Origin of the sequence: Pseudomonas sp. NFX71 (genome assembly GCF_048079215.1) — a bacterium.
GTDB lineage: Bacteria > Pseudomonadota > Gammaproteobacteria > Pseudomonadales > Pseudomonadaceae > Aquipseudomonas > Aquipseudomonas fluorescens_B.
The window spans coordinates 2,807,274-2,832,327 of the sequence record NZ_CP182230.1 but is presented as its reverse complement, the minus strand read 5'-3'; the positions used below and the strand labels follow the sequence as shown (position 1 = coordinate 2,832,327).

At 58.2% G+C, this 25,054-nt stretch carries 22 protein-coding genes and 3 tRNA genes; 2 read left to right on the top strand and 23 right to left on the bottom strand.

Annotated features, from left to right (window positions below; all coding sequences use genetic code 11):
- Positions 1–76: 76 nt before the first annotated feature.
- The gene (nadC, locus tag ACM1ZW_RS12975; RefSeq protein ID WP_416740662.1) at positions 77–925 is read left to right on the top strand and encodes a carboxylating nicotinate-nucleotide diphosphorylase; all 849 of its coding nucleotides are present in this window, start codon (positions 77–79) and stop codon (positions 923–925) included.
- 51 nt (positions 926–976) lie between these two features.
- Here the strand turns inward: nadC and ACM1ZW_RS12970 are convergent, their stop codons facing one another.
- The 17 genes from ACM1ZW_RS12970 to rlmE all read right to left on the bottom strand — a co-directional run bounded on the left by ACM1ZW_RS12970 (position 977) and on the right by rlmE (position 16,932).
- The gene (locus ACM1ZW_RS12970) at positions 977–1,282 is read right to left on the bottom strand and encodes a DUF6388 family protein (protein WP_031318375.1); all 306 of its coding nucleotides are present in this window, start codon (positions 1,280–1,282) and stop codon (positions 977–979) included.
- Positions 1,283–1,416: 134 nt separating this feature from the next.
- Positions 1,417–1,492, bottom strand: a tRNA-Thr gene (locus ACM1ZW_RS12965).
- Positions 1,493–1,631: 139 nt separating this feature from the next.
- Positions 1,632–3,737, bottom strand: coding sequence for a polyribonucleotide nucleotidyltransferase (pnp, locus tag ACM1ZW_RS12960; protein WP_007900459.1), 2,106 nt, complete (start codon positions 3,735–3,737; stop codon positions 1,632–1,634).
- 195 nt (positions 3,738–3,932) lie between these two features.
- Complete coding sequence (gene rpsO / locus ACM1ZW_RS12955; RefSeq protein ID WP_003176135.1) at positions 3,933–4,202, bottom strand: 30S ribosomal protein S15; 270 nt, start codon at positions 4,200–4,202, stop codon at positions 3,933–3,935.
- 118 nt (positions 4,203–4,320) lie between these two features.
- Positions 4,321–5,238, bottom strand: a complete 918-nt coding sequence (gene truB / locus ACM1ZW_RS12950; RefSeq protein WP_017336477.1) for a tRNA pseudouridine(55) synthase TruB — start codon at positions 5,236–5,238, stop codon at positions 4,321–4,323.
- Positions 5,239–5,241: 3 nt separating this feature from the next.
- The gene (rbfA, locus tag ACM1ZW_RS12945) at positions 5,242–5,643 is read right to left on the bottom strand and encodes a 30S ribosome-binding factor RbfA (protein WP_017336476.1); all 402 of its coding nucleotides are present in this window, start codon (positions 5,641–5,643) and stop codon (positions 5,242–5,244) included.
- Positions 5,644–5,802: 159 nt separating this feature from the next.
- The gene (gene infB / locus ACM1ZW_RS12940; protein WP_017336475.1) at positions 5,803–8,331 is read right to left on the bottom strand and encodes a translation initiation factor IF-2; all 2,529 of its coding nucleotides are present in this window, start codon (positions 8,329–8,331) and stop codon (positions 5,803–5,805) included.
- A gap of 27 nt (positions 8,332–8,358) precedes the next feature.
- Positions 8,359–9,840 (bottom strand): transcription termination factor NusA, encoded by a 1,482-nt coding sequence (nusA, locus tag ACM1ZW_RS12935; RefSeq protein WP_007900474.1) that lies wholly within the window; start codon positions 9,838–9,840, stop codon positions 8,359–8,361.
- A gap of 47 nt (positions 9,841–9,887) precedes the next feature.
- A complete protein-coding gene (gene rimP / locus ACM1ZW_RS12930; RefSeq protein ID WP_010463487.1) occupies positions 9,888–10,346 on the bottom strand; it encodes a ribosome maturation factor RimP in 459 nt (152 codons plus the stop codon).
- Between the two features lie 138 nt (positions 10,347–10,484).
- Positions 10,485–10,561 (bottom strand) — tRNA-Met (locus ACM1ZW_RS12925).
- Between the two features lie 96 nt (positions 10,562–10,657).
- Positions 10,658–10,743, bottom strand: a tRNA-Leu gene (locus ACM1ZW_RS12920).
- Positions 10,744–10,765: 22 nt separating this feature from the next.
- Positions 10,766–11,149, bottom strand: coding sequence for a preprotein translocase subunit SecG (gene secG / locus ACM1ZW_RS12915; RefSeq protein WP_017336473.1), 384 nt, complete (start codon positions 11,147–11,149; stop codon positions 10,766–10,768).
- Between the two features lie 4 nt (positions 11,150–11,153).
- Positions 11,154–11,909: a triose-phosphate isomerase gene (gene tpiA / locus ACM1ZW_RS12910; RefSeq protein ID WP_017336472.1), complete on the bottom strand. Its 756-nt coding sequence runs from the start codon at positions 11,907–11,909 to the stop codon at positions 11,154–11,156.
- 66 nt (positions 11,910–11,975) lie between these two features.
- On the bottom strand, positions 11,976–13,313 hold the full coding sequence (gene glmM / locus ACM1ZW_RS12905; protein ID WP_017336471.1) for a phosphoglucosamine mutase: 1,338 nt from the start codon (positions 13,311–13,313) through the stop codon (positions 11,976–11,978).
- A gap of 16 nt (positions 13,314–13,329) precedes the next feature.
- Complete coding sequence (gene folP, locus ACM1ZW_RS12900) at positions 13,330–14,181, bottom strand: dihydropteroate synthase (protein ID WP_017336470.1); 852 nt, start codon at positions 14,179–14,181, stop codon at positions 13,330–13,332.
- Positions 14,182–14,189: 8 nt separating this feature from the next.
- Positions 14,190–16,100 carry an ATP-dependent zinc metalloprotease FtsH gene (ftsH, locus tag ACM1ZW_RS12895; RefSeq protein ID WP_017336469.1) on the bottom strand — a complete coding sequence of 637 codons (1,911 nt, stop codon included), beginning with the start codon at positions 16,098–16,100 and terminating at the stop codon, positions 14,190–14,192.
- Between the two features lie 202 nt (positions 16,101–16,302).
- Positions 16,303–16,932: a 23S rRNA (uridine(2552)-2'-O)-methyltransferase RlmE gene (gene rlmE / locus ACM1ZW_RS12890; RefSeq protein ID WP_007900501.1), complete on the bottom strand. Its 630-nt coding sequence runs from the start codon at positions 16,930–16,932 to the stop codon at positions 16,303–16,305.
- A gap of 101 nt (positions 16,933–17,033) precedes the next feature.
- On the opposite strand from rlmE, the gene ACM1ZW_RS12885 reads away from it, so the two are divergent.
- The gene (locus ACM1ZW_RS12885; protein ID WP_017336468.1) at positions 17,034–17,342 is read left to right on the top strand and encodes a YhbY family RNA-binding protein; all 309 of its coding nucleotides are present in this window, start codon (positions 17,034–17,036) and stop codon (positions 17,340–17,342) included.
- A 9-nt stretch (positions 17,343–17,351) separates the two neighbouring features.
- On the opposite strand, the gene ACM1ZW_RS12880 is transcribed toward ACM1ZW_RS12885, so the two are convergent.
- The 6 genes from ACM1ZW_RS12880 to dnaJ all read right to left on the bottom strand — a co-directional run bounded on the left by ACM1ZW_RS12880 (position 17,352) and on the right by dnaJ (position 24,933).
- Positions 17,352–17,756 carry a hypothetical protein gene (locus ACM1ZW_RS12880; protein WP_031318371.1) on the bottom strand — a complete coding sequence of 135 codons (405 nt, stop codon included), beginning with the start codon at positions 17,754–17,756 and terminating at the stop codon, positions 17,352–17,354.
- Between the two features lie 28 nt (positions 17,757–17,784).
- Positions 17,785–18,261, bottom strand: coding sequence for a transcription elongation factor GreA (greA, locus tag ACM1ZW_RS12875; RefSeq protein ID WP_010463507.1), 477 nt, complete (start codon positions 18,259–18,261; stop codon positions 17,785–17,787).
- Positions 18,258–21,479 carry a carbamoyl-phosphate synthase large subunit gene (gene carB / locus ACM1ZW_RS12870; RefSeq protein ID WP_017336466.1) on the bottom strand — a complete coding sequence of 1,074 codons (3,222 nt, stop codon included), beginning with the start codon at positions 21,477–21,479 and terminating at the stop codon, positions 18,258–18,260. The genes greA and carB overlap by 4 nt, the downstream gene beginning before the upstream one ends.
- Positions 21,480–21,596: 117 nt before the next feature.
- On the bottom strand, positions 21,597–22,733 hold the full coding sequence (gene carA, locus ACM1ZW_RS12865; RefSeq protein WP_416740661.1) for a glutamine-hydrolyzing carbamoyl-phosphate synthase small subunit: 1,137 nt from the start codon (positions 22,731–22,733) through the stop codon (positions 21,597–21,599).
- Between the two features lie 259 nt (positions 22,734–22,992).
- Positions 22,993–23,799 carry a 4-hydroxy-tetrahydrodipicolinate reductase gene (gene dapB / locus ACM1ZW_RS12860; protein WP_017336464.1) on the bottom strand — a complete coding sequence of 269 codons (807 nt, stop codon included), beginning with the start codon at positions 23,797–23,799 and terminating at the stop codon, positions 22,993–22,995.
- 9 nt (positions 23,800–23,808) lie between these two features.
- Positions 23,809–24,933, bottom strand: coding sequence for a molecular chaperone DnaJ (gene dnaJ / locus ACM1ZW_RS12855; protein ID WP_017336463.1), 1,125 nt, complete (start codon positions 24,931–24,933; stop codon positions 23,809–23,811).
- Positions 24,934–25,054 lie beyond the last annotated feature (121 nt).

The window sequence follows — 25,054 nt, the reverse complement described above, 5'->3', positions numbered from 1 at the left end:
CCGGAAGGTCTCTCACGCCTTGGGTTGCTCTGCGCCATGGCCCTATAATCGGGCCACTTTGTTTGTGGAGTCCGTTATGCCGAATCTACGTCTCGCCGATCTGACCGCCGAAATCGAAGCCAACGTGCGCCGTGCGTTGCGTGAAGACATCGGCAGCGGCGACATCACCGCGCAGCTGATCCCGGCCGAACGCCTGGCCAAAGCCACCATCATCACCCGTGATGCCGCGGTCATCGCCGGCACCGCCTGGGTCGATGCCGTGTTCCGGCAACTGGACCCGCGAGTGGCCGTGCACTGGCAGGTGCGCGACGGCGAACGGGTGAAACCCAATCAGGCGCTGTTCCACCTCGAAGGCCCCGCGCGCTCGCTGCTCACAGGGGAACGCTGCGCACTGAATTTCCTGCAATTGCTGTCCGGCGTGGCCACACGCGCGCAATACCTGGCGGATTTCGTTGGCCAGACGCAGGTGAAGCTGCTCGATACCCGTAAAACCCTGCCGGGGCTGCGTCTGGCACAGAAGTATGCCGTGACCTGCGGCGGCTGCCACAACCACCGCATCGGCTTGTACGACGCGTTCCTGATCAAGGAAAACCACATCGCCGCCTGCGGTGGCATCCCTGAAGCGATCAACGCCGCGCACAAGATTGCCCCGGGCAAACCGGTGGAGATCGAAGTGGAAAGCCTGGCAGAGCTGAAGGAGGCCTTGGCCGCCGGTGCCGATATCATCATGCTCGACGAGTTGAGCCTGGATGACATGCGCGAAGCCGTGCGCCTGAATGGCGGCAAGGCAAAACTGGAGGCCAGCGGCGGTATCAACGAAAGCACGTTGCTGCCGATCGCCGAAACAGGGGTGGATTACATTTCGATTGGTACGATGACCAAGGACGTGAAGGCTGTCGATCTGTCGATGCGTTTGAGCCTCTGATCACGCCTGGTTGAATGAAAAACGCCAGCCTCATTGAGGCTGGCGTTTTTGTCAGACCACCAGATTGTTCATCTCGCAGTACTCTTCCCACTCGACGCCCAATACCTCGGCCGCCTCTTTGTGCAGCGCCAGGCGCGACGCCTCGAACTCTTCCGGGCTCGAGGTGTACTTGAGCGTCAGTTCCCACGGCTGCAAGCCCTGGGCTTCCGCCTCATCCTCGAACGCCCACTGGATCTGGTCTTTCTGATCGTCGGCGGGCAGGTCCTTGATCTCATCGGAGAGCTGGGGCGAATCAAGCAAGTACTTCTTCAGTGCTTCTTCGTGCCTGGCTTCCTGGGTCAATTCTTTAACGGTCATGTCGTTCTCGCTGATCGGGGGAATGGAAGATGGATCTGGATCATCAAGGATCTCTCTGACGCAAAAAACCGTGTGAAGCCCGGTTTGTCTGGCCTTCAGAACCATTCGTGGATCATTTGAAAACAAAGTGTCGCTGGTGCCCGAGACAGGAATTGAACCTGCGACCTTCGCGTTACGAGTGCGCTGCTCTACCAACTGAGCTACACGGGCGGTGGGCTAAACCTAGCACTGACTTTAGGGTCAGGCAACTTCCCAAATTGCCTCAATTTCATGCAGACAAAAAAATGCCCCGCCGTTTTCACGGCGAGGCATTTTTTATAACGTTGAAGCGGTCAGGCGTGGGGAGTGATTAAACGCCCGAAGCCTTGGCTGCTGCGACGTCTTTGATGGACAGCTTGATACGGCCGCGGTTGTCCACGTCCAGTACCAGCACTTCCACTTCCTGGCCTTCTTTCAGGATGTCGGTCACTTTCTCGACGCGAGCATCGCTCAGCATCGAGATGTGAACCAGACCGTCCTTGCCTGGCAGGATGTTGACGAATGCGCCGAAATCGACGATGCGCTCAACCTTACCAACGTAGATCTTGCCGATTTCAGCTTCTGCGGTGATGCCCAGTACGCGCTGACGTGCTGCTTCAGCCGCTTCCTTGGTTTCGCCGAAGATCTTGATCGAGCCGTCATCTTCGATGTCGATCGAAGCCTTGGTCTCTTCACAGATCGCACGAATGGTCGCGCCGCCTTTACCGATGACATCACGGATTTTGTCGGTGTCGATTTTCATCGCGATCATGGTCGGAGCGTTTTCCGACAGCTCGGTACGCGACTGGCCAATGATCTGGTTCATCTGACCGAGGATGTTCAGGCGCGCTTCCAGGGCTTGGCCCAGAGCGATTTCCATGATTTCTTCGGTGATGCCTTTGATCTTGATGTCCATCTGCAGCGCGGTCACACCTTTGGCGGTACCGGCTACTTTGAAGTCCATGTCGCCCAGGTGGTCTTCGTCACCCAGGATGTCGGTCAGGACGGCGAACTTCTCGCCTTCTTTAACCAGACCCATGGCGATACCGGCAACCGGTGCCTTCATCGGAACACCGGCGTCCATCAGGGCCAGGGAAGCGCCGCAGACCGAAGCCATGGAGCTCGAACCGTTGGACTCGGTGATTTCCGACACCACACGGATGGTGTACGGGAACACGTCGGCAGCAGGCAGCATGGCCTGAACCGAACGGCGGGCCAGACGGCCGTGGCCGATTTCGCGACGACCGGCGCCACCCATGCGACCACACTCGCCTACCGAGAACGGAGGGAAGTTGTAGTGCAGCATGAACGGGTCTTTTTTCTCGCCTTCCAGGGTGTCCAGCAGCTGTGCGTCACGGGCGGTGCCCAGTGTTGCAACAACCAGAGCCTGGGTTTCGCCACGGGTGAACAGTGCCGAACCGTGGGTCTTTGGCAGAACACCGACTTCGATGTTCAAAGGACGTACGGTCTTGGTGTCGCGGCCGTCGATACGTGGCTTGCCGTTAACGATGTTTTCGCGAACGGTGCGGTATTCGATTTCACCGAAAGCAGCTTTGACTTCAGCGGAGGTCGGCTGACCTTCTTCACCGGACAGCTTGGCAACCACCTGGTCTTTCAGCTCGCCCAGACGTGCATAACGGTCGGCTTTGACAGTGATGGTGTAAGCCTGGGAGATCGCTTCGCCGAACTCGGCACGGATCGCGCCCAGCAGCGCAGTGGCTTCTGGCTGTGGAGCCCAGGTCCAGGTCGGCTTCGCAGCTTCGGCAGCCAGTTCCTTGACAGCGTTGATCACAACCTGGAACTCGTCGTGAGCAAACAGTACCGCGCCCAGCATCTGGTCTTCGGTCAGCTCTTTGGCTTCCGATTCAACCATCAGAACGGCTTCCGAAGTACCGGCAACGACCATGTCCAGGCTCGATGCTTTCAGTTGTTCGTAAGTCGGGTTCAGCAGGTAGCCGGTGCTTTCGTGGAACGCAACGCGGGCAGCGCCGATCGGGCCATCGAAAGGAATACCGGAGATGGCCAGCGCAGCCGAGGTACCGATCATCGCAGCGATGTCCGGATCGGTCTTCTTGCTGGTGGAAACGACTGTGCAGACAACCTGCACTTCGTTCATGAAGCCTTCCGGGAACAGCGGACGGATCGGACGGTCGATCAGTCGGGAAGTCAGGGTTTCTTTCTCGGAAGGACGGCCTTCGCGCTTGAAGAAACCGCCAGGGATCTTACCGGCAGCGTAAGTCTTTTCCTGGTAGTGAACGGACAGAGGGAAGAAGCCCTTGCCTGGATCGGCTTGCTTGGCACCGACTACAGTCACCAACACGCTGACGTCGTCGTCAACGGTGACCAATACTGCGCCGGAGGCCTGACGGGCGATACGGCCAGTCTCGAGGGTAACGGTCGACTGACCGAACTGGAATTTTTTGATTACCGGGTTCACGGTGTCCTACCTTCTTTTGTGGCTCTTGGGGAACTTGTCTTCTTGCGAAATTCTTGGGCAATGTCGGGAATCGGCCCAACGCCTGTCCAGGGTAAAACGTGTATCCAGATAAAACTTGAGGCTGGGAGCCTGCCCTACGCCAGCGGGAAACCCACTGACGTACGACAGACAACCAACCTCTAGCGCAATCGCTTATTAGCGACGCAGACCCAGGCGACCGATCAGAGCCTGGTAACGGCCCAGATCCTTGCCTTTCAGGTAGTCCAGCAGCTTACGGCGCTGGTTTACCATGCGGATCAGACCACGACGGGAGTGGTGGTCTTTACCGTTGGCCTTGAAGTGACCTTGCAGTTTGTTGATGTTGTGGGTCAGCAGTGCAACTTGCACTTCTGGCGAACCAGTGTCACCAACAGCTTGCTGGTAGTCAGCTACGATTTGAGCTTTTTCTTGAACGTCGAGAGCCATGTGGCAATCCTTTTATCAGGAAACTGTTTCAGAAAAACAGCTTCAACAGGCCAGGGACAAATCCCTGTATCTAAAAATGAGGAAGTGACCGTGCCTGTTAACAGCCACCCTCGTCCGGTCATTCTGACCGAATCAGTCGACGCGGCGCGATGCGCCCGTCTTCGCTCACTTCACCGATACCGATGAAGCGACCGTTGTGATCCTGTACCCGTACCATGCCGAACTTCGGTGCATCCGGGGCTCGTACCGGTTGGCCGTTGAGCCAGTAGAACGAGCTATGCTCCGAGAATTGCAACAGAGGCCAATCCAGCAGGCCACTGTCCGATGGCATCAGGAAGCGGTCGACCGCTTCGTTGCCGCCTTCGGCATGTACCGCTTCCAGCTCTTCAAGCGTGACTGTCTGCGCCAGTGTGAAAGGCCCGGCCTGGGTACGTCGCAGTTCTGCAACGTAAGCGCCACAACCGAGTTGCTCACCAATATCCTCCACCAGGGTGCGGATATAGGTGCCTTTGCTGCAATCCACCGCAAGCCGCGCAGTATCACCTTCAAAGGCCAGCAATTCCAAGCGCGCAATAGTAACAGAACGCGGTTCGCGCTCCACTACTTCGCCTGCACGTGCCAGCTTGTACAGCGGCTGGCCATCACGCTTGAGCGCCGAGTACATCGGCGGTATCTGACTGATTTGACCACGAAATTTCGGCAGTACCGCTTCGACATCGGATCGACCAACGGTCACCGGGCGCTCCTGCAAAACTTCACCTTCGGCATCTGCCGTGGTGGTGGTCTTGCCCAGTTGCGCCAGGGTTTCGTAACCCTTGTCGGAATCGAGCAGGTATTGCGAGAACTTGGTGGCCTCACCGAAGCACAACGGCAACACGCCGGTGGCCAGCGGATCGAGACTGCCGGTGTGCCCGGCCTTCTCGGCGTTCAGCAACCAGCGGACCTTCTGCAACGCCGCGTTGGAGGTGAACCCCAGCGGTTTGTCGAGCAGGATGATGCCGCTGACGTTACGACGGATACGTTTGACCTGAGCCACCGATTACTCCTTGGTGTCTTCGGCGTCTGCCGCAACCGGGTGCTGATTGTCTTCAGCCACCGCACGCTCGATCAGGGCCGACAGGTGCGCGCCACGCACGACGCTTTCGTCGTAGTGGAAGTGCAGCTGCGGAACGCTGCGCAACTTCATTTCGCGGGCCAGCTGCATGCGCAGGAAACCGGCGGCGGAGTTGAGCACCTTGATGCTTTGCGCGATGTCTTCGGCGTTGTCCTGGCCCATCACGGTGATGAAAATCTTGGCGTGACCGACGTCACGGCTGACTTCAACAGCGGTAATGGTGACCAGGCCGACGCGCGGGTCTTTGACTTCACGACGGATCAGCTGTGCCAGCTCACGCTGCATCTGATCGCCGATACGTTGGGTACGGCTGTATTCTTTTGCCATGTCTTGTTACCTGTTACTGCCCCACGGTGAAACCCGAAGGGTCTGAAAGCGGCAAACGCCCGGCCTGACAAAAGCCAGACCGGGCGTTGCGTTTAGAGTCCTGACGCTATGTCGCGCATTTGCATGCGGCGGCTTGGCGTGGCCCTTGAAGTGCGCGAGTTAGAGGCTGCGAGCAACCTGAACCTTCTCGAAGACTTCGATCTTGTCACCGACTTTGACGTCGTTGTAGCTCTTCACGCCGATACCGCATTCCATGCCGGCACGTACTTCGGAAGCGTCATCCTTGAAGCGGCGCAGGGATTCCAGCTCGCCTTCGAAGATAACGATGTCTTCACGCAGTACACGGATTGGACGGTTACGGTGAACAACACCTTCGATAACCATGCAACCAGCGATCGCGCCAAACTTCGGCGAACGGAACACGTCACGGACTTCAGCGGTACCCAGGATGTTCTCGCGAACATCGCTGCCCAGCATACCGGTGAGGGCTTTCTTGACGTCTTCGATGATGTCGTAGATCACGTTGTAGTAACGCATATCCAGACCTTCCTGCTCGACGATCTTGCGAGCGCCGGCATCGGCACGCACGTTGAAGCCGAACAGTACAGCGTTGGAGGCCAGTGCCAGGTTGGCGTCGGACTCGGTGATACCACCGACACCACCACCGACAACACGCACTTGCACTTCGTCGTTACCCAGGCCGTTCAAGGCACCGTTCAACGCTTCCAGCGAACCACGGACGTCGGATTTGAGGACGATGTTGAGCGTCTTCTTCTCTTCCTGACCCATGTTCTCGAAGATGTTTTCAAGCTTGCCGGCGTGAGCACGGGCCAGTTTGACTTCGCGGAACTTGCCTTGACGGAACAAAGCCACTTCACGGGCTTTCTTCTCGTCGGCAACCACGCTCATCTCGTCGCCAGCGTCCGGGGTACCGTCCAGGCCGAGAATCTCGACAGGGATGGAAGGACCGGCTTCCTTGATTGGCTTGCCGTTCTCGTCGAGCATGGCACGTACACGGCCATAGTTCGAACCGACCAGGACCATGTCGCCTTGGCGCAGGGTACCGTCTTGAACCAGAACGGTTGCAACCGGGCCACGACCTTTGTCGAGACGCGATTCAACCACAACGCCACGGCCCGGAGCCGACGGAGTTGCTTTCAGTTCCAGAACTTCGGCTTGCAGCAGAACAGCTTCGAGCAACTCGTCCACGCCAGTACCGACTTTCGCCGAAACCGATACGAACGGGGTGTCGCCGCCCCACTCTTCCGAGGTCACGCCGTGAACCGACAGTTCGCTGCGGATACGATCGAGATCGGCGCCCGGCTTGTCGATTTTGTTCACAGCTACAACCAGCGGAACACCGGCAGCCTTCGCGTGCTGAACAGCTTCAACGGTCTGCGGCATTACGCCGTCGTCCGCTGCAACCACCAGGATCACGATGTCGGTCGCCTTGGCACCACGAGCACGCATTGCGGTAAACGCGGCGTGACCCGGGGTGTCGAGGAAGGTGACCATGCCGCGTTCGGTTTCAACGTGGTACGCACCGATGTGCTGGGTAATACCGCCGGCTTCGCCTGCAGCTACCTTGGCACGACGGATGTAGTCGAGCAGCGAGGTCTTACCGTGGTCAACGTGGCCCATTACGGTCACGACCGGTGCACGGGAGAACGCTTCACCTTCAAACTTCAGGGACTCGGCCAGGGAATCTTCCAGGGCGGTGTCGCTGACCAGGGTCACTTTGTGGCCCAGCTCTTCGGCAACCAGCTGGGCAGTTTCCTGGTCCAGTACCTGGTTGATGGTCGCTGGAGTACCCAGTTTGAACATGAACTTGATGATTTCAGCCGCCTTGACCGACATCTGCTGGGCGAGATCGCCAACAGTGATGGTCTCGCCGATCTTCACTTCGCGCACTACAGGGCCGGTTGGGCTCTGGAAACCGTGAGCGTTGCGTTTCTTCAGCTTGGCCTTGCCGCGACCACCACGACGGAAGCCATCGCTTTCTTCGTCGGTAGTACGTGGCGCAACACGTGGAGCAGGCGCTTTCTCTTTGACCGAAGCACGATGTGGAGCGTTTTTGCGCTCGCCATCGCCACTGCCACGACGATTGTTATCGTCGGCACGTGGTTTGTCCGGACGGCGCTGTTCGTTCTGCTTGTTGCGAACGTCAGCAGACGGAGCTGGCGCAGCTGCAACAACCGGTGCGCTTTCACGTACGGGTTCGGCAACTGCAACCGGCGCTGCAACGGCGTCGTTGGAAGCGGTTTGCGCAGCAGCAGGCTGACGACGCGCTTCTTCTTCGGCGCGACGCTTGGCTTCTTCTTCAGCCTTCTGACGAGCAGCATTTTCTACTGCGCGACGTTCTTCCAGTTCGCGTTTGCGCTCGGCTTCGATTTCTTCCGGGCTGCGCTGTACGAAAACTTTCTTTTTACGGACTTCAACACTGATGCTTTTGCTGCCAGCAACACGCAGGGTGCTGGTGGTTTTACGCTGCAGTGTGATCTTGCGTGGTTCTTCCACTTTCGCCTTGTGGCTGCTTTTCAAGTGAGTCAGCAAAGATTGCTTCTCACTGTCAGTCACATGTTCTTCGGCGGCGGTGTGCGGCAGACCTGCCTCACGCATCTGCTGCAACAGGCGCTCTACCGGTGTTTTGACCTCATCGGCCAGTTGTTTCACCGTGACTTGCGTCATGCACTTCTCTCCTCAGGCCGCGCCTAATTACTCGAACCAGTGGGCTCGGGCGGCCATGATCAACTTGCCGGCACGATCATCGTCAATGCCGTCGATGTCGAGCAGGTCGTCAATAGACTGCTCGGCCAGGTCTTCGCGGGTAATTACGCCGCGCACCGCCAGTTCCATCGCCAAATCCTTGTCCATACCCTCAAGCGAGAGCAGGTCTTCGGCCGGATGGGCGTCTGCCAGCTTTTCCTCAGTAGCGATGGCTTTGGTCAACAAACGATCCTTGGCACGAGCGCGAAGCTCGTTGACGGTTTCTTCGTCAAAGCCGTCGATGTTGAGCATTTCTTCCAACGGTACGTAGGCAATCTCTTCCAGGCTGGTGAAGCCTTCATCTACCAGCACCTGTGCCAGGTCTTCGTCGACTTCCAGCTCGTCGATGAAGTTGCGCAGGATGTCGCCGGTTTCTGCTTGCTGCTTAGCCTGGATGTCCGATTCGGTCATCACGTTCAGGGTCCAGCCAGTCAATTGGCTGGCCAGACGCACGTTCTGACCACCACGACCGATGGCCTGAGCCAGATTGTCTGCGCCAACGGCGATGTCCATTGCATGGGCATCTTCGTCAACGATAATTGCCGCCACTTCAGCCGGCGACATTGCATTGATCACGAACTGAGCCGGGTTGTCGTCCCACAGGACGATGTCGACACGCTCACCACCCAACTCACCCGACACTGCCTGGACGCGCGAACCGCGCATACCGATGCAAGCGCCTTGCGGGTCGATGCGTTTGTCCTTGGAGCGGACCGCGATCTTGGCGCGCGAACCCGGGTCACGGGAAGCTGCCATTACTTCGATCAGGCCTTCAGCGATTTCCGGCACTTCGATGCGGAACAACTCGATCAGCATTTCCGGCGCGGTACGCGACAGGATCAGCTGCGGGCCGCGGTTCTCGGTGCGGATTTCCTTGAGCAGCGCACGCAGGCGCACACCCACCCGGAAGGTTTCGCGAGAGATGATGTCTTCACGAGCCAGCAACGCTTCGGCGTTGTTGCCCAGGTCGACGATCACGTTGTCGCGGGTCACTTTCTTCACGGTGCCGGAGATGATTTCCCCCAGGCGCTCGCGATAGGCGTCAACGACTTGAGCACGCTCGGCTTCGCGAACTTTCTGCACAATGACTTGCTTGGCAGTCTGTGCCGCGATACGGCCGAACTCGATGGATTCGATTTTTTCTTCGACTACATCGCCAACCTTGGCGCCAGGATGCGTTTCGGCAACCTTGCTCGGCCAGGTTTCGATGGCCGGATCGTCCAGGTCTGCTTCTTCGACAACCGTCCAGCGACGGAATGTCTCGTAAGCACCGGTGTGGCGATTGATTTCCACACGCAGATCGACTTCGTCCTCAAACCGCTTTTTGGTAGCGGTGGCCAGAGCCAGCTCCAGCGCTTCAAAAATTACGTTTGCCGGTACGCCCTTTTCATTGGATACCGACTCAACAACCAGCAGTACTTCTTTGCTCATCGTACGCCTCGCCTTTCGCAAGCCATTGGATCCGCGGGATCCGCGTCTCAGTCAAAACTGGGAATAATGTTGGCCTTGTCGATCATATCGATCGGCAACAGGAATTCATGGTCTTCTACCTGCACCACGACGTCCTGCTCTTCTACACCGCGCAGAAGGCCCTGAAAGTTGCGTCGCCCTTCAAAAGGCGAGCGCAGCTTGATCTTCACTTGTTCACCGGCAAATTTTGCAAACTGCTCAATAGTGAACAGTGGGCGTTCCATGCCAGGCGAGGAAACTTCAAGGGTGTATTCAACGGCGATTGGATCTTCAACATCCAGGACACCGCTGATCTGACGGCTGACGATGGCGCAATCGTCCACCAACACGCCGCCTTCTTTATCAATATAAACGCGCAACATTGAGTGGCGACCTTGAGCCGAGAACTCAATACCCCAGCATTCATAGCCTAGGGCCACGACCACCGGGGCCAGCAAGGCCTGCAACTCTTCTAGCTTGCTCGACACCTGAACCCCCTCGTGCATGTATGTGCATGCTATGCAAAATAAAAAAATGGGCGAAACGCCCATCCTTGAAACGCCGTCGAACAGCGGCGTAGAAAGTGTCCAGCTAACAAAAAGCCCCTTAAAAGGGGCTCCTTAAACTGGTTGCGGGGGCCGGATTTGAACCGACGACCTTCGGGTTATGAGCCCGACGAGCTACCAGACTGCTCCACCCCGCGACAAAGCTGGGGCGGAAGTATACGACCGATCCCTGACAGGGTCAATGTAACCTTCCACCTACAAGAAAGCCCGCAACAGCGGGCTCTCCTGATAATTGGTACCGAGAAGGGGACTCGAACCCCTACACCCTATGGGCACAACCACCTCAAGGTTGCGTGTCTACCAATTCCACCACCTCGGCAATACTACGTTTGAAACCCTTCTTACTTTTGCTCTTGAGCTGGAGGCACGTCAGTCGCTGGAGTAGCCGACTTTTGCTCTTGAAGCACCGGGACATCATCAGAAGCCGGTTGTTGCTTTGGAACTTCCAACACTGCCGGGTTTGGCAAACCTACTTGAGTCAGCTGGTGAGCCTTCTCTTTAGCAAAGTAACCTAACCCCAAGCTGGTTATGAAGAAACCGGCGGCAAGTATAGCAGTAAACTTACTAAGAAAGGTAGAGGAACCTTGGCTTCCGAACACAGTATTTGAAGCACCTGCTCCGAAAGACGCGCCAGCATCCGCACCTTTACCCTGCTGCAGCAATACCAGAGCAACTACGCCCAATGCACCCAGCAGATGAAAAACGACTACGACTGTTTCCAGCATTTTTTCAGTTTCCCGCGGCGCGAATAATCGCACCGAACTCATCTGCATTCAGGGAAGCTCCACCAATGAGCCCCCCATCGATATCCGGCATGCCGAACAGTTCGACCGCATTGGCCGCCTTCACGCTGCCGCCGTATAGAAGCCGCACACCTTGTGCGACCTCAGAATTCTCTGCCGCCAACTGAGCGCGAATGGCTGCGTGCACATCCTGCGCCTGTTGCGGCGAAGCAGTCAGCCCGGTGCCAATGGCCCAGACCGGCTCGTAAGCGATTACTGCCTTTGCAAAAACACCGACACCCAGCTTCTCGATGACGCTGCCGAGCTGATGCCCGACAACTTCAAGCGTTTTACCGGCTTCGCGCTGCTCGAGGGTTTCCCCTATGCACAACACCGGAATCAAGCCACATTCCTGTGCCGCTGCGAACTTGCGAATCAGTGTTTCATCATTCTCGCCGATGACCTGGCGGCGTTCGGAATGCCCGACAAGCACCAGGGAACAACCTTCATCAGCCAACTGACTCGGCGCAACTTCACCGGTCAACGCACCTTGCTTGGATTCCACCGCAGCGTTCTGCGCGCCGACCTTGATCGACTTGCCTTCCAGACCATCAATCACTTGATTGACATGCAAGAAAGACGGGAATACCGCTACATCAACACCGCTCGGCAAGGCCAAATTACGCAAGCCTTTGATCAGCTCAGCGACGCTGGCGCGGGTACCGTGCATCTTCCAGTTACCAGCTACCATAGGGCGACGCATGCTGTACCTCGTCGGTCAAAGTGGGCGCAGATGTTACCCAACACAATCATGGCTGGCAAGCCGAATTCAGGCAGAAACTTCAGTAACCAGTTTTGCCAGCTCTTCGGCGTAGCCGCGAACCTGTGTTTCGTCTTCGCCTTCGACCATGACTCGCACCAACGGCTCCGTGCCGGACTTGCGCAACAGCACGCGCCCACGGCCCGCCATGGCTTTGGTCACACGCTCGCCGGCCTCTTTCACTGACGGATGATCCAGCGGGCTCGCACCACCGCCGAACCGCACGTTGATCAGCACCTGAGGGCACTTGCGCAGCGCCTGCCGGGCCTGACCCAACCCTTCGGAGCGCGTCTGCAATGCCATCAGCACCTGCAACGCTGCAATAATCGCATCACCGGTGGTGGTGTGATTGAAGCAAACGATATGACCCGAGTTCTCACCACCCACCAGCCAGTTGCGCTCCAGCAAATCCGCGATCACATAACGGTCACCGACATTCGCACGCACAAATGGAATCGACAGATCCGCGAGGGCCAGCTCCAGCCCCAGGTTACTCATCAATGTCCCGACCACACCGCCTTTCAACAGGTCACGCTCATGCAGGTCGCGGGCAATGATGAACAAAAGCTCGTCACCATCGACGACGGCGCCTGTGTGATCGACCATCAGGACCCGATCGCCATCACCGTCGAAAGCAATCCCGAGATCGGCATGCTCAGCCAGTACGGCAGCCTGCAGCGGGCCCATATGGGTCGAACCGCAGTTGTCATTGATATTCAGGCCGTTCGGCTGTGCGGAAAGCACAACAACGTCGGCGCCCAACTCGCGGAACACACTCGGCGCCACTTTGTAGGTCGCACCGTGAGCGCAATCGATCACGATCTTCAGGCCCGAAAAGCTGGTGCCGGTCGGCACGCTGCTCTTGCAGAATTCGATATAACGACCCGAAGCGTCGTTGATTCGCGACACTTTGCCGATCTTGCTCGATTCAACAACGGTCATCGGGGTGTCGAGCAATTCTTCGATCATGTGCTCGACTTCATCCGGGAGCTTGGTGCCCTTTCCGGAGAAAAACTTGATGCCATTATCATCGTGAGGATTGTGCGAGGCACTGATCACGATCCCGGCTTCGGCATGGAACGTACGCGTCAGATAAGCGATGGCCGGGGTCGGCATCGGGCCCAGGAGCATCACGTCGGCACCCGCCGAAGTCAGCCCGGCCTCGAGCGCCGATTCGAACATGTACCCGGAGATCCGGGTGTCCTTGCCCACCAGCACCTTGCAGGCGCCCATTTTGCGGAACGCCATGCCTGCAGCCCAGCCGAGCTTGAGCATGAATTCAGGAGTAATCGGATATTCGCCGACCCGACCACGAATCCCGTCGGTGCCAAAGTATTTCTTAGTCATAAGTACTCCATCATTCTTATTCGGCTGATTCCACTGCAGCGATCATTCGCACCACATCGACGGTTTCGGCCACATCATGGACGCGCAATATACGCGCCCCCTTGAATGAAGCCAGCGCCGCGAGCGCCAAACCGCCATGCAGTCGCTCTCCAACCGGGCGATTCAAGGCCTGACCTATCATGCTCTTGCGCGAAACCCCGACCAACAAGGGGCGCCCGAAGATATGCAGGGCTTCCATATGTTTGAACAAACTTAGATTGTGCTGCAAGTTTTTGGCGAAGCCGAAACCCGGATCCAGGATGATCCGTTCAGCCGGAATTCCGACCAATGCACACTGCGCCATGCGCTCGGCGAGAAACTCGCTCACTTCCTTGGTCACGTCCTGATAATGCGGATTGTCCTGCATGTCGCCCGGCTCGCCCAGCATATGCATCAGACAAACCGGCAAACCGGTGTCCGCGGCCGCGTCAAGGGCGCCTTCACGGCGCAATGCGCGAACGTCATTGATCAAACCTGCCCCAAGCCGCGCGGTTTCACGCATGACGGCTGGCGTGGAGGTATCGACCGAGATGATCACATCCAGCTCGCGATTGATGCGCTCAACGATCGGCGCTACGCGCTCCAGCTCTTCCAGGGGGGAAACCGCCCTGGCACCGGGCCGGGTCGATTCGCCGCCGACATCAATCAGCGTCGCGCCAGCCAACACCATGGCCTCAGCGTGACGCAAGGCCGCGTCGAGCTGGCTGTATTGGCCGCCGTCAGAGAATGAATCGGGAGTGACATTGAGAATGCCCATGACATGCGTCTGGGCCAAATCAAGAACCCGGTTGCCGCATGGCAACCGGGTCGAGGACTGAACAGAAGTCATTTCAAACCTTAAACGTCAGCAGCCGGACCGCCGATCGGTGTTTCCGGACGCGGATCCTGTACTGCCGGAGGTGTTCCGGAAGTACCGGTGCCGCCCGACCAGTCGCGAGGTTCGCGAGGCGTACGACCTGCCATGATGTCGTCGATCTGATCAGCATCGATCGTTTCGTACTTCATCAGGGCATCAGCCATGGCGTCGAGCTTGTCACGGTTATCCGTGAGGATCTGCTTGGCCGTGCCGTAGCACTGATCAATGATGCTGCGCACTTCGGAGTCGATCAGCTTGGCTGTCTCACCGGAGAAACTTGCACTCTGACCACCGCCGCCGCGACCGAGGAATACTTCACCCTCTTCTTCGGCATACATCAACGGACCGAGTTTTTCCGAAAGCCCCCACTTGGTCACCATGTTCCGTGCAATCTGGCTGGCACGCATGATGTCGTTGGACGCACCGGTGGTCACACCGTCGAAGCCCAGGGTCATTTCTTCAGCGATACGGCCGCCGTACAGCGAGCAGATCTGACTGATCAATGCACGCTTGGACAGGCTGTAGCGATCTTCTTCCGGCAGGAACATGGTCACACCCAGTGCACGACCGCGCGGGATGATCGACACTTTGTAGACCGGATCATGCTCTGGCACGACGCGACCCACGATGGCGTGGCCTGCTTCGTGATAAGCGGTGTTCTGCTTCTCTTTCTCGGACATGACCATGGATTTGCGCTCGGCGCCCATCATGATCTTGTCTTTGGCCAGTTCGAACTCTTTCATTTCGACGATGCGCTTGCCTGTACGGGCAGCGAACAACGACGCCTCGTTCACCAGGTTGGCCAGGTCGGCACCGGAGAAGCCAGGTGTACCACGAGCAATTACCGCCGGAGCAACGTCGTCACCCATCGGCACTTTGCGCATGTGGACCTTGAGGATCTGCTCGCGACCGCGGATATCCGGCAGACCCACCACGACCTGACGGTCGAAACGGCCCGGACGCAACAACGCAGGGTCCAGTACGTCCGGACGGTTGGTTGCGGCAATGACGATAATGCCGTCATTCATTTCGAAGCCGTCCATCTCTACCAGCAACTGGTTGAGCGTCTGCTCGCGCTCGTCGTGACCACCGCCCATACCGGCACCACGGTGGCGACCGACGGCGTCGATTTCATCGATGAAGATGATGCATGGAGCGTGCTTCTTGGCCTGCTCGAACATGTCGCGAACACGGCTCGCACCGACACCGACAAACATTTCGACGAAGTCGGAACCGGAAATGGTGAAGAACGGGACTTTGGCTTCGCCGGCAATCGCCTTGGCCAGCAAGGTTTTACCGGTACCTGGAGGACCGACCATCAGCACGCCGCGTGGAATGCGACCGCCCAGACGCTGGAACTTGCCCGGATCACGAAGGAACTCGACCAGTTCGCCGACTTCCTCTTTGGCTTCGTCGCAACCGGCAACGTCAGCCAGGGTGGTTTTCACCTGGTCTTCGGATAACAGGCGCGCCTTGCTCTTGCCGAAGCTCATCGGCCCGCCCTTGCCTCCGGCGCCGCCCTGCATCTGCCGCATGAAGAACATGAACACGGCAATAATCACCAGGATCGGGAAGCTCGCGACCAGGAGTTGTGTCCAGATGCTTTGCTGTTCAGGCTGTTTACCTTCGACTACCACGTGGTTATCCACGAGATCGCCGATCAGACCATTGTCCTGGATAGCGGGACGGATGGTCTTGAAGCTGTCGCCATCGTTGCGCTTACCGGTAATCACATAGCCATCAACGGCTACGCGCTCGACCTTGCCATCCTTGACCTGCTGGATGAAGTCGGAATAGTTGAGGGTCTGCGGCTCGTTAGGGCTGGAGAAGTTGTTCATCACCGTCACCAGGACAGCCGCGATGATCAACCACAGGATCAGATTCTTTGCCATATCGTTCAATTAACTACCCTCTGAAGCAAGCTCCGCTAATGGCGCGCGCTTCGCATGATATTCACCGGCCTAACTTACTACATTACCTACGGCTCTGGCAGGCGCCGTCTGTAACCCTTTGTGAAACACTTTCTACACAGTATTCGCTAAAGCTCACGGGGCGAAATACGAAAATCCTATCGACCCGCAAAAAAACCTCGATTTACTCACTACGGCCGCGGTAGCCCCAAGCCAGCATGTATTGCTCGCGGGAACTGCCACGGGAAGAGTCCGGCTTGATCATCTGGACCTTGTCGAATTTCTGACGAGCGTCCTTCACGTAAGCATCAAACCCTTCACCCTGAAACACCTTGATCACGAAATTACCACCCGGCTTGAGTATCCGAGCCGCCAGATCAAGAGCCAGCTCACATAGGAACATGGCTTTGGGCATGTCCACCTCAGGCGTACCACTCATATTGGGGGCCATATCGGAAATCACAAGGTCCACCTGCGAATTACCCACGGCTTCAAGAATCTGAGCGAGCACTTCGTCCTGGGTGAAGTCACCCTGGATGAAAGTCACGTCCGGAATGCTGTCCATTTCCAGGATGTCCGAGGCGATCAGTCGCCCCTGACCACCGATCAGCCGACTAGTGACCTGCGACCAGCCGCCGGGCGCCGCCCCCAGGTCGACAACGCTCATACCCGGACGGATCAGCTTGTATTTCTCCTGGACCTCCAGAAGCTTGTAACTCGCACGCGAGCGGTAACCATCCTTCTGCGCCTGCTTCACATAGGGATCATTGACATGTCTTTTCAGCCAACCAAGGCTTGTCTTGGAACGCGCCATTGGGCACCTCGATGATAAGGGTCGTGATTAATTGGGCGGATCCACGAACCCTCGGGTAAAATGGCCGCCATTTTACAGAATCCAGACTAAAGGGTCAGATTATGCCGCTCACTCAAGAGCAGAAGAAACAGTACAAATCCATCGGCCACCATCTGAAACCGGTTTTGATCGTGGCTGACAACGGTTTGACTGAAGGTGTGTTAGCCGAACTTGAACGCGCCCTGGCGGATCACGAGCTGATCAAAATCAAGCTCAACATCCTCGATCGCGAATCGCGCCTGGCGTCCATTGCAGAGCTCTGCAAGGCCGGCAAAGCGGATCTGGTTCAGGTCATCGGCAAGATGGCACTGATTTACCGCAAGAACTTCAGCGTCAACAAGCAGCTGTCGAACGTTCATCGCTTCAAGTGATGGCAAGGGTCAAGGGTGTGCTTCGCGCACCCTGCCACTCCATCCGGGCACCGGTTGCAGTACCAGCACCAGCCCGGAAAAACCCAGAACCAGATAACTGAACACCTGCCAACGCACGGCATCCGGCCAGCCGACACGCACCGCGACATACATCGCGCACGCATACAACGCCATCAGCAGCAACTGCCCGCGAATATCGCGCCATAGACTGGCAAAGCCCTCGGCCTGAACCAGCACCAAAGCCTGAAAAATCACACACGCTGCGGCGAATCCCACCATCAGCGAGTTCAGCATGCCTGCAATTTCGTCGATCAGCAGCGGCGCCAGACCAATATGGTCGAGCACCGGCAACAGACCGATATGCAACAGCCACAGGCCGCCGACCCACAACATCTGAGTCAGCTGCCAAAGCAACGCGCCCGCTCGAAGCGGGCGCCTGCGTTCAGATGTGGCGGACTTCGACAATCTCGTACTCGATAACGCCACCCGGCGTTTTCACCGCGACCACATCACCCTCTTCCTTGGCAATCAAGGCGCGGGCCAATGGCGAACCTACCGAAATCTTGCCGAGTTTGAAGTCAGCCTCATCCTCACCCACGATGTGGTAAGTGACGCTTTCATCAGTCTCGACGTTGGCGATTTCAACGGTGGTGCCGAAAATCACTTTGCCGGTGTGAGGAATGGTCGTGACGTCGATGATGACCTGATTCTGAATCCGGCCTTCGATGTCACGAATCCGCGCCTCGACCATACCTTGCTGCTCGCGAGCAGCGTGGTATTCGGCGTTTTCCTTCAAGTCACCCAACTCGCGAGCCGTACCGATGTCCTGGCTGAGCTTCGGGCGGACGACCTTGGTCAGGTGAGCGTGTTCTTCTTCCAGGGCTTTCGCGCCCTGGACGGTCATTGGGTATTTGATCATGCCTTCAATCCTGCGTGTAGATCCTGCAAGCGGCGCACGGTCTTCTCGGGACCGAACTTCAGCGCTTCGCAGATAGCTTCGCCAGCAGCAATGGTAGTGGTGCAGTAGATCTTGTGCTGCAAGGCATTACGACGAATGGAATAGGAATCGGCGATCGACTGGCGACCTTCGGTGGTGTTGATGATCAGGGTGACTTCGTCGTTCTTGATCATGTCGACCACGTGTGGACGGCCTTCGGTCACCTTGTTCACACGACGCACTTTCAGGCCTGCGGCTTCGATCAGCTTGGCAGTACCGGCAGTGGCGACCACTTCGAAGCCCAAGTTGATCAGATCACGGGCCACGCCTGCAACCAGTGGCTTGTCATCGTCACGCACGCTGATGAACGCGGTACCGCCAGTCGGCAGTACTTCGCTGGCACCCATCTGGGCTTTGGCAAAGGCTTCGCCGAAGGTATCGCCCACACCCATCACTTCACCGGTGGACTTCATCTCTGGGCCCAGGATCGGGTCCACGCCAGGGAATTTGGCGAATGGGAACACTGCCTCTTTCACGCTGTAGAAGTTCGGAATGATTTCTTTGGTGAAACCGATTTCCTTCAGGGTTTTACCGGCCATTACGCGAGCCGCGATCATCGCCAGGGACACACCGATGCACTTGGAGACGAACGGTACGGTACGGGAAGCGCGCGGGTTGACTTCGATGACGTAGATGTCTTCGCCTTGCAGCGCCAACTGAACGTTCATCAGGCCGACTACGCCCAGTTCCAGGGCCATTTTCTTGACCTGTTCGCGCATCTCGTCCTGGATGTGGGCAGGCAGCGAGTACGGCGGCAGGGAGCAAGCGGAGTCACCGGAGTGAACGCCAGCCTGCTCGATGTGCTGCATGATTGCGCCGATCACTACGTCGGTGCCGTCGCAGACCGCATCCACGTCCATTTCGATGGCGCAGTTGAGGAAGTGGTCGAGCAGCACCGGGCTGTCGTTCGACACTTTCACCGCGTCACGCAGGTAGCGCTTGAGCTCTTCTTCTTCGTAGACGATTTCCATCGCACGACCGCCCAGTACGTAGGACGGGCGCACCACCAGCGGGTAGCCGATCTTGGCGGCGGCACGAATCGCTTCGTCTTCGCTGCGCACAGTGGCGTTTGGCGGCTGACGCAGGTTAAGACGCTCGACCATCTGCTGGAAGCGCTCACGGTCTTCGGCACGGTCGATGGCGTCAGGGCTGGTGCCGATGATCGGCACGCCGGCCTCTTCCAGGGCGCGAGCCAGTTTCAGCGGGGTCTGGCCGCCGTACTGGACGATCACACCTTTCGGCTTCTCGACGCGGCAGATTTCCAGCACGTCTTCCAGTGTCACTGGTTCGAAGTACAGGCGATCGGAGGTGTCGTAGTCGGTGGAAACGGTTTCCGGGTTGCAGTTGACCATGATGGTCTCGTAACCGTCTTCGCGCAGAGCCAACGCCGCGTGCACGCAGCAGTAGTCGAACTCGATGCCCTGGCCGATACGGTTTGGACCGCCGCCGAGGATCATGATCTTGTCGCGGCCCGACGGCGCGGCTTCGCACTCTTCCTCGTAAGTCGAGTACATGTAGGCGGTGTCAGTGGCGAACTCGGCCGCGCAGGTGTCAACGCGCTTGTAGACCGGGAAGATTTCCAGCTTGTGACGGTGACGACGCAGTGCCTTCTCGGTCACGCCCAGCAGCTTGGCCAGACGCATGTCGGAGAAACCCTTGCGCTTGAGCTTGTACATCAGGTCGCGGTCGATGCTGGCCAGCCCCAGGGTCTTGACCTTCTCTTCGTCCTTGATCAGATCTTCGATCTGCACCAGGAACCACGGGTCGATCATGTTCATACCGAAGATGTCTTCGACCGACAGACCGGCGCGGAACGCGTCCGCCACGTACCAGATACGCTCGGCACCCGGCACGGTCAGTTCGCGCTTGAGGATGCTCATGCTTTCCGGATTGCTCAGGTCAAGCTTCTCGTCCAGGCCGCAAACGCCCACTTCCAGACCGCGCAAAGCTTTCTGCAGGGATTCCTGGAAAGTCCGGCCGATGGCCATGACTTCACCCACCGACTTCATTTGAGTGGTCAGGCGCGCGTCGGCTTTCGGGAATTTCTCGAACGCGAAGCGTGGCAGCTTGGTCACGACATAGTCGATGGACGGCTCGAAGGATGCAGGCGTAGCACCGCCGGTGATTTCGTTCTGCAGTTCGTCCAGGGTGTAGCCGATCGCCAGCTTGGCTGCGATACGCGCAATCGGGAAACCAGTGGCTTTCGAGGCCAGTGCCGAAGAGCGGGATACACGCGGGTTCATCTCGATGACCACCATGCGGCCAGTGTCCGGGCAGATGCCGAACTGGACGTTGGAGCCGCCGGTTTCCACGCCGATCTCGCGCAGTACCGCCAGGGAGGCGTTACGCATGATCTGGTATTCCTTGTCCGTCAGGGTCTGTGCCGGAGCAACGGTGATCGAGTCACCGGTGTGCACGCCCATCGGGTCAAAGTTTTCGATGGAGCAGACGATGATGCAGTTGTCCTTCTTATCGCGGACAACCTCCATCTCGTACTCTTTCCAGCCGATCAGGGATTCGTCAATCAGCAGCTCTTTGGTCGGCGACAGGTCCAGGCCGCGGGCGCAGATTTCTTCAAACTCTTCACGGTTGTAAGCGATACCGCCACCCGTGCCACCCATGGTGAAGGACGGACGGATGATGCACGGGAAGCCAAGCTTCTCGAGCACTGCGTTGGCTTCTTCCATACTGTGGGCGATACCCGAGCGCGGGCAGTCCAGACCGATGGATTTCATTGCCTTGTCAAAGCGCGAACGGTCTTCAGCCTTGTCGATGGTGTCAGCGTTGGCACCAATCATCTCTACGCCGAACTTCTCCAGAACGCCTTCGCGCTCCAGGTCCAGTGCGCAGTTCAGCGCGGTCTGGCCGCCCATGGTTGGCAGCAGCGCGTCCGGACGCTCTTTCTCGATGATCTTGGCAACGGTCTGCCATTTGATCGGCTCGATGTAGGTGGCGTCGGCCATGTCCGGGTCGGTCATGATGGTCGCTGGGTTGGAGTTCACCAGGATGACGCGGTAACCCTCTTCGCGCAGGGCTTTGCAGGCCTGGGCGCCGGAGTAGTCGAATTCGCAGGCCTGGCCGATAACGATCGGGCCAGCGCCGAGAATCAGGATGCTTTTAATGTCTGTACGTTTTGGCATGGGTTTGTCACTCAAATCCGCAGGTCAGTCGGCAAGCCGTCTTGTTCAATCTGTGAAGCCTGGAGGGGTCGCCGGTGTCGGGACCGCCCCCAGGCCTTGCTGCATCAAGGCCAGCGATCAGCGTCGCTTGGCCATTTCGTTGATGAAGCGATCGAACAGAGGCGCTACGTCGTTCGGGCCAGGGCTGGCTTCCGGGTGACCCTGGAAGCTGAAGGCGCTCTTGTCGGTACGCTCGATCCCTTGCAGGGTGCCGTCGAACAGCGACTTGTGAATCGCGCGGACGTTGGCGGGCAGGGTCGCTTCGTCTACCGCAAAACCGTGGTTCTGGCTGGTAATCATCACCACGCCGGTGTCCAGGTCCTGGACCGGGTGATTGGCGCCGTGGTGGCCATGACCCATTTTCAAGGTCTTGGCGCCGGAAGCCAGGGCCAGCAGCTGGTGACCGAGGCAGATACCGAACACCGGGATTTCGGTTTCCAGTACGTCCTTGATCGCCTGGATCGCGTAGTCGCAAGGCTCCGGATCACCAGGACCGTTGGACAGGAACACGCCGTCCGGCTTCATCGCCAGCACATCAGCGGCAGGTGTTTGCGCCGGCACCACGGTGACGCGGCAACCGCGAGCGACCAGCATGCGCAGGATGTTCAGCTTGACGCCGTAGTCGTAGGCAACCACGTGGTATGGCAGCTCGGAGGCATCGATGGTCGCGTGGCTGTCGGTTTTCAGGTCCCAGACAGTCGAGCGCCACTCGTAGGTTTCCTTGGTGCTGACGACTTTCGCCAGGTCCACGCCCTTGAGGCCAGGGAAGCCTTGGGCAGCGGCGATGGCCGCTTCTTCGGAAATGTTGTCACCGGCCATGATGCAGCCGTTCTGTGCGCCTTTTTCACGCAGGATGCGTGTCAGACGGCGGGTGTCGATACCGGCGATGGCCACAACGTTGTTGGCTTTCAGGTAGTCGGACAGGGACATCGTGTTACGCCAGTTGCTCGCAACCAGTGGCAGGTCACGGATCACCAGGCCAGCGGACCAGACGCGGTCGGACTCGGCGTCTTCCGGCGTGGTGCCGGTGTTGCCGATGTGCGGGTAAGTCAGGGTAACGATCTGTTGGGCGTAGGAAGGATCGGTAAGGATTTCCTGATAGCCGGTCATTGCGGTGTTAAACACCACCTCACCAACGGTTTGACCGTCGGCTCCAATGGCTTCGCCGCGAAAAATGCTGCCATCAGCAAGGGCGAGTATGGCTGGCTTAGTCAAGAAGACCTCCCGTAAATAAAGCCTGAAAGGGCGATCGCAGGTTGTAAAAAAGCGGAGTGACGTATGGACACGTCACCCCGCTTCTTCACTGAATTATTCTGCGCGCTTTTAGTGGACACACTAAAGCTGTAGCTTACAGAAAAAGGCTTTTTTGGTCTACCGCCAATGAGCCTTAAAGGCCGGAGAATGCGACAGGACGTCGCTTGGCGTAATAAAACCGGGCCCCATCGTTGAGCCGGAACCCGGTTTCGGGTGCATCTTAACGCAGGTCGAGCACGTCTTGCATGTCGTAAAGGCCAGGCTCACGACCGTCCAGCCACAACGCCGCACGCACCGCACCCTTGGCGAAAGTCATGCGACTCGACGCCTTGTGTGTGATTTCGAGGCGCTCGCCCTCACAAGCGAACAGCACCGTGTGATCACCGACCACATCACCGCCACGCACCGTCGCAAAACCGATCGTTTCCCGCTCACGCGCACCGGTGTGGCCTTCACGCCCGTAGACCGCGACCTTCTGCAAATCGCGATCCAGTGCGCTGGCAATCACTTCACCCATGCGCAGGGCCGTGCCTGAAGGCGCGTCGATCTTGTGCCGATGATGAGCCTCGATGATTTCGATATCCGCCTCATCACCCAGCACGCGAGCAGCCATGTCGAGCAGCTTCAGCGACAGATTCACGCCGACACTGAAGTTGGCCGCGAACACGACAGGAATGTCCTTGCCCGCCTCGACCAGCAATTGCTTCTGCGCAGCATCGAGCCCCGTTGTGCCGATCACCATGGCCTTGCCTGCCTTGCGGCAGAAAGCCAGGTTTTTCAGCATGACTTCCGGCAGCGTGAAATCGATCAACACATCGAACTCATCCGCGACCGCCTCGACATGACCGGACAACGGCACACCGATACGCCCCAACGAAGCCAGCTCACCGGCATCCACACCAATCAGAGTGCTGCCGGGACGAACGATGGCGGCCGTCAGACCTGTCTGCGGCGCGCGTTGCTGCACGGCTTCGACCAGGATTTTGCCCATGCGGCCAGCAGCGCCCATCACAGCTATACGTCGCATGCTCACTCCTTACAGATCGCCGAAGAAGCGCTTCACGCCTTCGAACCAACCGGTGGTTTTCGGCGAATGGCTGTTGTCGTCCGCCAGCGAACTGCGGAACTCTTCCAGCAATTCGCGCTGACGACGACCCAGATTAACCGGAGTCTCTACCGCCACACGGCACATCAGGTCACCGGCACCGCCACCACGCACGGGCGCAACGCCTTTGCCGCGCACACGGAATTGTTTGCCGGTCTGAGTCCCTTCAGGGATTTTCAGTTTGACCCGACCATCGAGGGTCGGAATCTCCAGCTCGCCACCCAGCGCCGCGTCGACGAAGCTGATCGGCACTTCGCAGAACAGGTGCTTGCCATCGCGCTGGAAGATCGCGTGCTCGCGCACATTGATCACCACGTACAGGTCGCCAGTCGGACCGCCCTGGGCACCCGCCTCGCCTTCGCCGGACAGACGAATGCGGTCACCGGTGTCGACACCGGCCGGCACTTTCACGGAAAGGGTCTTGTACTCTTCGACGCGACCGTCACCGTTGCAGGAGGTGCATGGATCGGAAATGATCTTGCCCTGACCATGGCAGCGCGGGCAGGTCTGCTGCACCGAGAAGAAACCTTGCTGCATGCGGACCTGACCGATACCGCCGCACGTCGGGCAGGTAACCGGCGAGGAGCCTTTCTTGGCACCGGAGCCATCGCATGGCTTGCAGTTGACCAGTGTCGGAACGCGGATGTTGACGGTAGTACCGCGCACCGCCTCTTCCAGATTCAGCTCCAGGGTGTAGCGCAAGTCGCTGCCGCGCTGAGCGCCGCCACGAGCACCGCCGCGACCGCCACCGAAGAAGTCACTGAAGACATCGCCAAAGATGTCGGAGAAGTTCTGACCGCCAAACCCGGCACCGCCGCCGCCCATGCTTGGGTCAACACCGGCATGACCATACTGGTCGTACGCCGCGCGCTTGCTGGAATCGGACAGCACTTCGTAGGCCTCGTTGGCCTCTTTGAACATTTCTTCCGACGCTTTGTCATCGGGATTACGGTCCGGGTGGTGCTTCATCGCCAGGCGACGGTAGGCCTTTTTCAGGTCCCCTTCGCTTGAGCCTCGTTCAACACCCAATACTTCGTAATAGTCACGCTTTGCCATAAGTCTTTGCACTCTTAAGGACGTTCGGCAAACCCCTCCTGAGCCTCGCCAAACTCGTTGAGCCCCAATACAGGCCCGGACCCAACTCACGTCAATTCAACGATCCTGGTCTTTGATTTCA

What these genes read in the sequence shown, in the direction of transcription:
- dapB (WP_017336464.1), bottom strand. Translation starts at nt 23,799, where the DNA reads ATGCGACGTATAGCTGTGATGGGCGCTGCTGGCCGCATGGGCAAAATC.
- rpsO (WP_003176135.1), bottom strand. Translation starts at nt 4,202, where the DNA reads ATGGCTCTCGACGTTCAAGAAAAAGCTCAAATCGTAGCTGACTACCAG.
- nusA (WP_007900474.1), bottom strand. Translation starts at nt 9,840, where the DNA reads ATGAGCAAAGAAGTACTGCTGGTTGTTGAGTCGGTATCCAATGAAAAG.
- tpiA (WP_017336472.1), bottom strand. Translation starts at nt 11,909, where the DNA reads ATGCGTCGCCCTATGGTAGCTGGTAACTGGAAGATGCACGGTACCCGC.
- ftsH (WP_017336469.1), bottom strand. Translation starts at nt 16,100, where the DNA reads ATGGCAAAGAATCTGATCCTGTGGTTGATCATCGCGGCTGTCCTGGTG.
- greA (WP_010463507.1), bottom strand. Translation starts at nt 18,261, where the DNA reads ATGATCAAATACCCAATGACCGTCCAGGGCGCGAAAGCCCTGGAAGAA.
- secG (WP_017336473.1), bottom strand. Translation starts at nt 11,149, where the DNA reads ATGCTGGAAACAGTCGTAGTCGTTTTTCATCTGCTGGGTGCATTGGGC.
- nadC (WP_416740662.1), top strand. Translation starts at nt 77, where the DNA reads ATGCCGAATCTACGTCTCGCCGATCTGACCGCCGAAATCGAAGCCAAC.
- folP (WP_017336470.1), bottom strand. Translation starts at nt 14,181, where the DNA reads ATGACTTCTGTTCAGTCCTCGACCCGGTTGCCATGCGGCAACCGGGTT.
- carB (WP_017336466.1), bottom strand. Translation starts at nt 21,479, where the DNA reads ATGCCAAAACGTACAGACATTAAAAGCATCCTGATTCTCGGCGCTGGC.
- ACM1ZW_RS12885 (WP_017336468.1), top strand. Translation starts at nt 17,034, where the DNA reads ATGCCGCTCACTCAAGAGCAGAAGAAACAGTACAAATCCATCGGCCAC.
- rlmE (WP_007900501.1), bottom strand. Translation starts at nt 16,932, where the DNA reads ATGGCGCGTTCCAAGACAAGCCTTGGTTGGCTGAAAAGACATGTCAAT.
- infB (WP_017336475.1), bottom strand. Translation starts at nt 8,331, where the DNA reads ATGACGCAAGTCACGGTGAAACAACTGGCCGATGAGGTCAAAACACCG.
- dnaJ (WP_017336463.1), bottom strand. Translation starts at nt 24,933, where the DNA reads ATGGCAAAGCGTGACTATTACGAAGTATTGGGTGTTGAACGAGGCTCA.
- rbfA (WP_017336476.1), bottom strand. Translation starts at nt 5,643, where the DNA reads ATGGCAAAAGAATACAGCCGTACCCAACGTATCGGCGATCAGATGCAG.
- glmM (WP_017336471.1), bottom strand. Translation starts at nt 13,313, where the DNA reads ATGACTAAGAAATACTTTGGCACCGACGGGATTCGTGGTCGGGTCGGC.
- ACM1ZW_RS12970 (WP_031318375.1), bottom strand. Translation starts at nt 1,282, where the DNA reads ATGACCGTTAAAGAATTGACCCAGGAAGCCAGGCACGAAGAAGCACTG.